The sequence below is a fragment of the Micromonospora phytophila genome (assembly GCF_023656545.1).
Lineage (GTDB): Bacteria > Actinomycetota > Actinomycetes > Mycobacteriales > Micromonosporaceae > Micromonospora > Micromonospora phytophila.
Map to the genome: position 1 here is coordinate 1 of NZ_JAMOKF010000229.1, position 9,119 is coordinate 9,119.

Below are 9,119 nucleotides of genomic sequence, written 5' to 3' on the forward strand. Positions count from 1 at the left end.
CGGCACGGAGCGTGCGCCAGGGGCGGCCAGCGATCCTGCCGCGCCGGCCGGGCCACCGGCGGGCCCGCCGTCGGGCGTGGCCGAGACCCCGGCCCGCCCGTCAGACCTCGTCGATCAGATCCGCGACGGAGTCCACGATCCGCGACGGGAGGTACGGGTAACGTTCCGCCTCCGCGCGAGTGCTGATCCCGGTGAGCACCAGGATGGTCTCCAGGCCGGCCTCCAGCCCGCAGAGGATGTCGGTGTCCATCCGGTCACCGATCATCGCGGTGGTCTCCGAGTGGGCGTTGATGGTGTTCAGCGCGGAGCGCATCATCATCGGGTTCGGCTTGCCGACGAAGTACGGCTCCACCCCGGTCGCCTTCGAGATCATCGCGGCGACCGAGCCGGCGGCCGGCAGCGCGCCCTCCACCGACGGGCCGGTCACGTCGGGGTTGGTGCAGATGAAGCGGGCCCCATCGTTGATCAGGCGGACCGCCTTGGTGATCGCCTCGAAGCTGTAGGTGCGGGTCTCGCCCAGCACCACGTAGTCCGGGGCGAAGTCGGTCAGCACGTAGCCGACCGCGTGCAGGGCGGTGGTCAGCCCGGCCTCCCCGATCGCGTACGCGGTGCCGCCCGGCCGCTGGTCGGCCAGGAACTGGGCGGTGGCCAGCGCGGAGGACCAGATCGCCTCCTCCGGCACGTCGAGCCCCATCCGGGCCAGCCGGGCCTGGAGATCCCGCGGCGTGTAGATCGAGTTGTTGGTCAGCACCAGGAACGGCTTGCCGGAGGCACGCAGCCGGGTGACGAACTCCGGCGCTCCGGGCACCGGCTGGCCCTCGTGCACCAGCACGCCGTCCATGTCGGTCAGCCAGCTCTCCACCGGCTTGCGGTCATGCATCTACGGTCCCTGGGGTGTCGGAGTCACCGTGCCGGCCGGCGGCGGGCACGCGGTCAGGAGGGGCGACGGGCGGAGACGCAGCAGACCGTGGGGCAGGTATCCCACAGCGGCAGCTCGCCGAGGCGACGGCGCAGGTCCACCCCGTCCGGTTCGGTCCGCTCCCGGACCAGCTCCCGGACCATGGCCACAAAGCGCGGGTCGGTGCCGGGGGTGCCGGCCCGGACGAAGTCCAGGCCGAGCTGCTTGGCGGTCTCCAGCGCCTCGGTGTCCAGGTCCCACACCACCTCCAGGTGGTCGGAGACGAAACCGATCGGGCTGACCACCACGGCGCTCGTGCCGGCCCCGGCCAGCACGCCCAGGTGGTCGTTGATGTCCGGCTCCAGCCACGGCACCTGCGGCGGGCCGGAGCGGCTCTGCCAGACCAGGTCGTACGGCAGGTCGGGGGCGGCCGCCGCGGCCACCAGCCGGGCGGTCTCCTGGAGCTGGGCGGTGTACCGGCCGCCGTGCGGGCCGGCGTTGGCGGCCGCCGAGGTGGGGATCGAGTGGGCGGTGAAGACCAGCCGGGTGCTGTCCCGCTTCGCCGGGTCGAGCTGGCCCAGCGCGGCCTTCACCGCGTCGACGTGCGGCTCGACGAAGCCGGGGTGGTCCCAGAACTGGCGCAGCTTCTCGATCATCGGGGCGTCCGGGCCGACCGCCGCGCGGGCGGCGGCGATGTCCTCCTGGTACTGCCGGCACGAGGAGTAACCGCCGAAGGCGCTGGTCACGAAGGCGAGGGCGTGCGTCACGCCGTCGTCGCGCATCTGGGCCACCGTGTCGGCCAGCATCGGGTCCCAGTTCCGGTTGCCCCAGTAGACCGGCAGGTCGATGCCGTTGGCGGCGAAGTCCTCCCGGACGGCGGCGAGCAGCTCACGGCACTGCTGGTTGATCGGGGAGACACCGCCGAAGTGCAGGTAGTGCTCGGCGACCTCCGCCAGCCGCTCGGGCGGCACGCCCCGTCCCCGGGTCACGTTCTGCAGGAACGGCACCACGTCCTCGGGCCGCTCCGGGCCGCCGAAGGACACCAGCACCACCGCGTCGTACGCCATGGTCCCATTCTCCCCCGCCGGTCGCGGCGACCACCGACGCCCCCGGAACGACCCGGCCGGAGGCGTCGGCGCGGCGGTGCGGCTCAGGCGCCGATCGCGTGGTACCCGCCGTCGACGTGCACGATCTCCCCGGTGGTGGCCGGGAACCAGTCGGACAGCAGCGCCAGGCAGGCCCGGGCGGCCGGCTCCTGGTCGGTCAGGCTCCAGCCCAGCGGCGCGCGTTCGGTCCAGGCGTCCTCGAACTGGTCGAAGCCGGGGATGGACTTGGCGGCGATGGTGCGCAGCGGACCGGCGGCGACCAGGTTGCTGCGGATGCCCTGCTTGCCAAGGTGCAGGGCCAGGTAGCGGGAGGCCGACTCCAGCCCCGCCTTGGCCACGCCCATCCAGTCGTAGACCGGCCAGGCCTTGGTGGCGTCGAAGGTGAGACCGACCACCGCGCCGCCCGCGGACATCAGCGGCAGCGCCGCCATCGCCAGGGACTTGTACGAGTACGTGGAGACCTGCAACGCAGTCGCCACGTCCTCCCAGGGGGCGTCGAGGAAGCCGCCGCCAAGGCAGCTCTGCGGGGCGAAGCCGATCGAGTGCACCACCCCGTCCAGGCCGTCGACGTGCTCACGGACCTTGTCGGCGAGCCCGGCGAGGTGCGCCGCGTCGGTGACGTCCAGCTCGATCACCGGGGCGGGCTCGGGCAGCCGCCGGGCGATCCGCTCGACCAGGGAGAGCCGGCCGTAGCCGGTGAGCACGACCTGCGCGCCGTTCTCCTGGGCGAGCTTCGCCACGGAGAAGGCGATCGAGGCGTCGGTGATGACGCCGGTGACCAGCAGCCGCTTACCGGCCAGCAGTCCGGACATGCAGGGTTCCTCCGTTGTTCTCGGTGACTGCTTCTCAGTGACCCATGCCCAGGCCGCCGTCGACCGGGATGACCGCGCCGGAGATGTAGCCGGCGGTGTCCCCGGCGAGCCAGGTGACCACGCCCGCGACCTCGTCCGGGGTGGCGAACCGGCCGGCCGGGATGGCCTTGCGGTACTCGGTGCGACGTTCCTCGGGCAGCGCGGCGGTCATGTCGGTGTCGACGAAGCCCGGCGCGACCACGTTCGCGGTGATGTTGCGGCTGCCCAGCTCGCGGGTGATGGAGCGGGCCACCCCGACCAGCCCGGCCTTGCTGGCGGCGTAGTTGACCTGGCCGGGGCCGCCGTAGAGGCCGACGACCGAGGAGATGAAGATCATCCGGCCCCACTTCGCCCGCAGCATCTTCGACGACGCGCGCTTGGCGCAGCGGAACGCCCCGGTCAGGTTGGTGTCCAGCACCCGGGTGAACTGCTCCTCGGACATCCGCATCAGCAGCGTGTCGTCGGTGATCCCGGCGTTGGCGACCAGCACCTCGACCGGCCCGAACTCGGCCTCGATCGCGGTGAAGGCCGCGTCGACCGACGCCGAGTCGGTGACGTCGCACCGCACGCCGAAGAGCCCCTCGGGGGCCTCGCCGCTGCGGTGGGTCACCGCCACCTGGTCGCCCTGCTTGGCGAAGGCCTGCGCGATGGCCAGGCCGATCCCCCGGTTGCCGCCGGTCACCAGCACGGTACGGGCCACGGGTCCCCCTTGCGAAGTCGATCTGCACAGACGCGTGGGAGCCTAGGCGTTACCGGCAGGTAAGCGCTAACGCGGAGCGCGTCGTACCTGGTCACGGGGTTCCGGATCCAGCCTGGCGACGCGCCCGCGCGGGGCGTGCCCGTGCCAAGCGTCGGCGCACCCTCGAGATGGCCGGCCCGCCCGCCGGGCGGGCCCCGGTGGGCCGGACGGCCGAGTGCGTACGCGGGCGTCGACGGGTGTACGATGATCGCGTTTGCGGGCCTGGCCATGGCTCGCACTCCGGGCCCCGCCGACCGCAGGAGGTGATCGCTGTGCGAGATAGCGATCCTCCCAGTCGTGGCCGGGCCGATCGTCAGCCCCGCTGAGCCACGACTCAGCAGGTGAGCTGACACAGCTCCGCTCCCCGCACCGCCCGGTCCCCGGCCTCCCGCCGGGACGACCGTGCCGCGCCGCCCGCTGACCGGGTGGCCGCCGGGAGCCGCCCGGTCACGACTTCGTGTGCGCGTCCTGATCCACCCCCTGCGGTCCGCCCCCGCACGCGGACCGTCCAGTCGCCACCCGGAGCCGTCCATGAGCCGTTACGTCGCACCGCTGGGCTTCACCCTCGCCGCCGTCTGGGTGGCCGTCATCTTCGTCCTCGCCGGCGGCGGCCACTGACCCCTTCTCCGTCCCGCGCCCCTCGCTGCGCGTCCACCCAGGACCTGCCGTCGCCGGCAGCGGTCGACTGACGACAACAGCTCCCGGACCGACGCGGCGACGCAGGGGGACACGGGACGCTCCCATTTCCGTCAAGTGGGCGGGTTGCCCGGCTCAGCCGAGTCCGTAGAGCCGGTTGAGGTCGAGTAGGCGGTGACCGAGGACCGAGCAGGCATGTAGGTCGAGCACGAGGACCAGGAACACGTTGGGTGTCTCGCAGTCGACCAGGACGTGTTGGTGTGCCCCGTCTGGCGACTGCCAGGCGTAGGTGACGCGGCCTTCGGAGAAGTCATGCCCGTTGAAGTCGTCTTCGGGGATGGAGTCGAAGTAGGGCCAGAAGTCGAAGGGGGCTTCCTGGTCCGGGCCCACTCTTGTGGGGTGGGGTCCCATCGTTGCCTTGTACTCATCCTCAGTCAGTAGCGGTGGCACCAGGCAAGGATGCCTGGTGCAGAGGTGGCGACGCGAGCAGGTGGAACGTTTCACCGGCGATGTAGCGCTTGAGGCATCGCATGATCTCGGTCTTGGTCTTGCCCTCTGCGGTTCGGCGGGTGACGTAGTCCTTGGTGGGCTGGTGGCAGCGCATGCGGACGAGGGTGATGCGCCAGAGGGCGCGGTTGGCGTCACGGTCGCCGCCACGGTGCAGGCGGTGGCGGTCGGTCCGTCCGGAGCTGGCTGGGATGGGGCGACGCCGCAGAGCCGGGCGAAAGCCGCTTCGGAGCGGTGAGGGTTGTCGCCGGCGGTGTTCCCCGGCGGTGTCGACGCCGACGCCAGGCAGCGCGACCAGATCCGGGGCGGCGGCGGTGACGAGGGCGGCCAGGTGGCTGTCGAGGTCGTCGACCATCCCAGAATCCCCGTCAGAGCATGCGGGAGGACCAGAGCAGGCTGAGGGCGCCGGCGCAGAGGGCCAGCAGCAACGCCACGCCGGCGTACCACTGGGTGATCTCGCGGGGTTCCGTCCGGAACCCGATCGAGCTGCCCATGTCCTGGTAGACCTGCTTCAGCTCGCTGACCGAGGCCGCCTCGTAGAAGTAGCCCTCGGTCGCCTCCGCCAGGTCGGCCAGGGCCAGCCGGTCCACCGGCACCCGTTGCAGCTGGCCGCTGATGTCCACCTGCCCGGAGTCGGTGCCGAAGGCGATCGTGGAGACCGGCACGTTCGCCGCCTGCGCCGCCGCGGCCGCCTCCTCCACCGACCGCCCCGAGGTGCGGTAGCCGTCGGAGAGCAGCACGATCCGGGCCGGCGGGATCCCCGCCGCACCGTCGGCCGGCACCGAGCGGATCGCCTCCAGGCAGGTGAAGACCGCCTCCCCCGTCGCCGTCGCCTCGGCCAGCACCAGCCCGTCGATCGCGCTGCTCACCGCCTCCCGGTCCTTGCCCGGCGGCACCAGCACGTTCGCCGACTTGGCGAAGGAGACCAGCCCGAGGTTGTAGCTTTCCGGCAACTCGCCGACGAACTGCTTGGCCGCCTCCTGGGCCGCCTCCAGCCGGTTCGGCGCCACGTCGTCGGCCTGCATGGAGAGCGACACGTCGATGGCGAGCATGACGGTGGCCCGCTCCAGCGGCTCCTTCGTGTCCATCGCCGGCCGGGCCAGCGCGGTGGCCAGCACCAGCAGGCAGAGCAGGAACGCGGTGGCCGGCACGTGCCGCCGCCAGCCCAGGCCCTGCGGCGCCAGGGTGCGCAGCAGGTCCACGTTGGTGAACCGCAGCGCGTACGCCCGGCGGTGCAGCTGCCGCCAGACGTAGAGCGCGGCGAGGGCGAGCACCGGCAGGACCGCCAGCAGCCACCACGGTTGCAGAAAACGGATCATCGTGTCGTCCCCCTGGTGCGGGCGTGCCGCTGCGCGGCCACGAAGCGCACCATGTCGAGCAGCCAGTCTCGGTCCGTACGCAGTCGCAGGTGGGCGGCGCCCGCGCCCCGCAGCGCGGCGGAGATCTCCGCCCGCTGGGCCGCCGCCGCCTCGGCGTAGCGGCGGCGCAGTTCGGGATCGGCGGTCTGCACCTCGTGCAGCTCGCCGGTCTCCGGGTCGACCACCGGCAGCACGCCGACGTCCGGCAGCTCCAGCTCACGCGGATCGACCACCTCGATCGCCAGCACGTCGTGCCGGACCCGCAGCTTGCGCACCGGCCGGGCCCACCGGGTGGGCGGGGCGAGGAAGTCGGAGATGACCACCGCCAGGCCGCGCCGCCGGGGCGGGCGGTTGAGCATGTCGACCAGCGCGCCCAGGTCGCTGCGACCCGGGCGGATCTCGGTGCCCGCGACCGCCCGGAGCAGCCCCTGGGCCTCCTTGCGGCCGGAACGGGCGGGCAGCCGGACGAACACGTCCGGCCCGGTGACCGGTGGCGTGCTCCGCCACCGGCGGGCCGGGACGTTCACCCCGCCGCCGCTGCCGATCACCGCGCCGATCCGGTTGCCGCCACGGACGGTCAGGTGGGTCAGCGCCGCCGCAGCGGCCACCACCACGTCCCGCTTGAGCCAGCGGCCGGTGCCGAAGTCCAGGCTCGCCGAGAGGTCCACCGCCAACCACGTCTCCAGCTCCCGGTCGGCCACCGTACGCCGGACGTGCGGCATCGTCGTACGGGCGGTGACCGGCCAGTCCATCCGGCGCACGTCGTCGCCGGGGCGGTACTCCCGCGACTCCCCCGCCTCGCTGCCCGGTCCGGGCAGCAGCCCGGCGTAGTCGCCCTGGAGCAGGCCGTCGAGTTTGCGGGTGACCATCAGTTGCAGCCGGGACAGCACCGCCTCGGTACGGTCGCCAGGGGCGTCGGCGGGCCGACGGGCGGGTGAGGTCACGGCCGCTGCCCGGGCCAACCGGCGCCCGGCGGCGCGGCGTTCGGCGTCGGCGTGGCCTGCTGCCGGGGCGCGACCGAGGGCAGCGGGATGGTGGACATCACCCGGTGCACCACGTGGTCGGCGGGCACGTCGTCGGCGAGCGCGTCGTAGCTGAGCACCAGCCGGTGGCGCAGGATGTCCGGCGCGACGTCCTGCACGTCCTGCGGCAGGGCGTAGTCCCGGCCGCGCAGCAGCGCCAGCGCCCGGGTGGCCCGGACGAGGCCGAGCGACGCGCGGGGGCTCGCGCCGTACTGGATCAGCTGGGCGACGTCCGGCATGCCGTGCTCGGCGGGCGTACGGGTCGCCAGCACCAGCCGGACGGCGTAGTCGACCAGCGCGTTGTGCACGAAGACCTGGTCCGCCTTGTGCTGAAGGGCGACCAGGTCGGCGGTGGTGAAGACCGGCGCGGGCTCGGGCGGGGCCACCCCCATCCGGTAGACGATCTCCCGTTCCTCGGCGTCGGTCGGGTAGCCGACCACGATCTTCATGAGGAAGCGGTCCCGCTGCGCCTCCGGCAGCGGGTAGACGCCCTCCTGCTCGATGGGGTTCTGCGTCGCCATCACCAGGAAGGGGTTGGGCACCCGGTGGGTCTCGCCGCCGATGGAGACCTGCCGCTCGCTCATCACCTCCAGCAGCGCCGACTGCACCTTGGCCGGCGCCCGGTTGATCTCGTCGGCGAGCAGGAAGTTGACGAAGACCGGGCCCAGCTCGACGTCGAACTTCTCGCTGGACTGCCGGTAGATGCGGGTGCCCATGATGTCCGCAGGCACCAGGTCGGGGGTGAACTGCACCCGGGCGAAGGAGCCGCCGATCACCTTGGCGAGGGTCTCCACCGCCAGGGTCTTCGCCACCCCCGGGACGCCCTCCAGCAGGCAGTGCCCCCGGGCGAGCAGCGCGACGAACATCCGCTCCACCATCCGGTCCTGGCCGACGATCACCCGCTTGATCTCGAACAGCGCCCGCTCCAGCAGGGTCGCGTCCTCCGCCGGCGTGGTCACCGGGGCGAGTGTCTCCGGGCCCGCCCCGTTCGGCGTCGGGGCGTCGGGTGTCATCGGCTGGGCCACCGGTCCTCCACAGCATGATCGGTTGTCGCGGTGTGGTGCCTGTCAAGACTCGCATGCCCGGCTGAGTGCCGAGGCGGGGAGAAGCCGATTATCGCCACGCCGTTCCGTGTCGCCGAATCGCCGATCACGGGTGGACACGGCAGGGCCCGGCGCGTGTACGATTCACCCCGTCGCCGGGCGGCTCCCCCCGTGGCCGCCCGGCGCTAAACTTTCCCGTCCCGCGGCCCTAGACTGGCCCGGATGAGCGCCCCCCTCCCCGCCGACGAGCCGCTGATCTGCTCGTCCCGCGGCTGTCGCGCCCCGGCGCAGTGGGCGCTGCGGTGGAACAATCCCCGGCTGCACGACGCCGACCGGCGCAAGACCTGGCTCGCCTGCGCCGACCACCGCACCTCCCTCGGGGATTTTCTCGACGCCCGCGGCTTTCTGCGGGAGGTCGTACCGGTGACCGGATCGCCTACGCTCGAAGGGTGAACGCGCACAACGGATCCCCGCGGTGAGCAGTGACGAGCTCGCCGGCCCGTCGCCGGTGCCGTCCCGCCCCGCAGCGGGCCCCCTGGAGCCCTGGCCGGACACCGTCCGGTGGCAGTCGATCTCGTCGGACCTGATCTGGGTGGAGCTGCTCCGGCTGGCGATGGTGCTGGTCGTCGTCGCGGGCGGGCTCGGTGTCGGCTGGGCGCTCAGCGGGCACGGGCTGGTCGGCGTGGCCCTCGGCGTCGTGCTGCTGCTGGGCGCCTGGCGGGCGGTGGCCATCGTCCGGGCCGTCCGGGTCTGGGGGTACGCCGAGCGGGAGGACGACCTGCTGGTCCGGCACGGGCTGCTGGTCCGGCGGCTCTCCATCGTGCCGTACTCGCGGATGCAGTTCGTCGACGTCAGCGCCGGTCCGCTGGAGCGCGCCTTCGACCTGGCCACCGTCCAGCTGCACACCGCCGCGGCGGCCAGCGACGCCCGGGTGCCCGGGTTGCGTCCGGCGGAGGCGT

General features: G+C 72.9%; 12 protein-coding genes. 3 read left to right on the forward strand and 9 right to left on the reverse strand.

What is annotated here, in order from left to right; translation table 11 throughout:
- Positions 1-100 precede the first annotated feature (100 nt).
- From NCC78_RS22460 to fabG, 4 genes are all read right to left on the reverse strand, one after another.
- On the reverse strand, positions 101-880 hold the full coding sequence (locus NCC78_RS22460) for an HAD-IIA family hydrolase (RefSeq protein WP_250796849.1): 780 nt from the start codon (positions 878-880) through the stop codon (positions 101-103).
- 53 nt (positions 881-933) lie between these two features.
- Positions 934-1,965 carry a ferrochelatase gene (locus NCC78_RS22465; RefSeq protein ID WP_250796850.1) on the reverse strand — a complete coding sequence of 344 codons (1,032 nt, stop codon included), beginning with the start codon at positions 1,963-1,965 and terminating at the stop codon, positions 934-936.
- Positions 1,966-2,048: 83 nt separating this feature from the next.
- Positions 2,049-2,816, reverse strand: a complete 768-nt coding sequence (fabI, locus tag NCC78_RS22470; RefSeq protein ID WP_250796851.1) for an enoyl-ACP reductase FabI — start codon at positions 2,814-2,816, stop codon at positions 2,049-2,051.
- Between the two features lie 34 nt (positions 2,817-2,850).
- A complete protein-coding gene (gene fabG, locus NCC78_RS22475) occupies positions 2,851-3,555 on the reverse strand; it encodes a beta-ketoacyl-ACP reductase (protein WP_250796853.1) in 705 nt (234 codons plus the stop codon).
- Positions 3,556-4,053: 498 nt separating this feature from the next.
- Between fabG and NCC78_RS22480 the strand changes: the two genes are divergently transcribed.
- Positions 4,054-4,212, forward strand: a complete 159-nt coding sequence (locus NCC78_RS22480) for a hypothetical protein (protein ID WP_250796855.1) — start codon at positions 4,054-4,056, stop codon at positions 4,210-4,212.
- A 153-nt stretch (positions 4,213-4,365) separates the two neighbouring features.
- On the opposite strand, the gene NCC78_RS22485 is transcribed toward NCC78_RS22480, so the two are convergent.
- From NCC78_RS22485 to NCC78_RS22505, 5 genes are read right to left on the reverse strand one after another with little or no spacing between them, the layout of a single operon-like run.
- Positions 4,366-4,641 (reverse strand): hypothetical protein, encoded by a 276-nt coding sequence (locus tag NCC78_RS22485; protein ID WP_250796856.1) that lies wholly within the window; start codon positions 4,639-4,641, stop codon positions 4,366-4,368.
- 19 nt (positions 4,642-4,660) lie between these two features.
- The gene (locus tag NCC78_RS22490) at positions 4,661-5,092 is read right to left on the reverse strand and encodes a transposase (protein ID WP_372495181.1); all 432 of its coding nucleotides are present in this window, start codon (positions 5,090-5,092) and stop codon (positions 4,661-4,663) included.
- 13 nt (positions 5,093-5,105) lie between these two features.
- Positions 5,106-6,056 carry a VWA domain-containing protein gene (locus NCC78_RS22495; RefSeq protein ID WP_250796858.1) on the reverse strand — a complete coding sequence of 317 codons (951 nt, stop codon included), beginning with the start codon at positions 6,054-6,056 and terminating at the stop codon, positions 5,106-5,108.
- Entirely contained in the window at positions 6,053-7,057 is a 1,005-nt protein-coding gene (locus tag NCC78_RS22500; RefSeq protein WP_250796860.1) for a DUF58 domain-containing protein, read from the reverse strand. The genes NCC78_RS22495 and NCC78_RS22500 overlap by 4 nt, the downstream gene beginning before the upstream one ends.
- Positions 7,036-8,142 (reverse strand): AAA family ATPase, encoded by a 1,107-nt coding sequence (locus NCC78_RS22505; RefSeq protein ID WP_250796862.1) that lies wholly within the window; start codon positions 8,140-8,142, stop codon positions 7,036-7,038. Before NCC78_RS22505 ends, NCC78_RS22500 begins: the two co-directional genes overlap by 22 nt.
- A 240-nt stretch (positions 8,143-8,382) precedes the next feature.
- On the opposite strand from NCC78_RS22505, the gene NCC78_RS22510 reads away from it, so the two are divergent.
- Together NCC78_RS22510 and NCC78_RS22515 are read left to right on the forward strand one after the other, a co-directional pair.
- Complete coding sequence (locus NCC78_RS22510) at positions 8,383-8,613, forward strand: hypothetical protein (protein ID WP_250796863.1); 231 nt, start codon at positions 8,383-8,385, stop codon at positions 8,611-8,613.
- A gap of 22 nt (positions 8,614-8,635) precedes the next feature.
- Positions 8,636-9,119: PH domain-containing protein (locus NCC78_RS22515; protein WP_250796864.1), on the forward strand; the 484-nt coding region annotated here is incomplete at its 3' end.

Bases quoted from the DNA above. Each gene is read 5' to 3' on its own strand.
- NCC78_RS22460 (WP_250796849.1), bottom strand. From the start codon at position 880: ATGCATGACCGCAAGCCGGTGGAGAGCTGGCTGACCGACATGGACGGC.
- NCC78_RS22465 (WP_250796850.1), bottom strand. From the start codon at position 1,965: ATGGCGTACGACGCGGTGGTGCTGGTGTCCTTCGGCGGCCCGGAGCGG.
- fabI (WP_250796851.1), bottom strand. From the start codon at position 2,816: ATGTCCGGACTGCTGGCCGGTAAGCGGCTGCTGGTCACCGGCGTCATC.
- NCC78_RS22485 (WP_250796856.1), bottom strand. From the start codon at position 4,641: ATGGGACCCCACCCCACAAGAGTGGGCCCGGACCAGGAAGCCCCCTTC.
- NCC78_RS22490 (WP_372495181.1), bottom strand. From the start codon at position 5,092: ATGGTCGACGACCTCGACAGCCACCTGGCCGCCCTCGTCACCGCCGCC.
- NCC78_RS22495 (WP_250796858.1), bottom strand. From the start codon at position 6,056: ATGATCCGTTTTCTGCAACCGTGGTGGCTGCTGGCGGTCCTGCCGGTG.
- NCC78_RS22510 (WP_250796863.1), top strand. From the start codon at position 8,383: ATGAGCGCCCCCCTCCCCGCCGACGAGCCGCTGATCTGCTCGTCCCGC.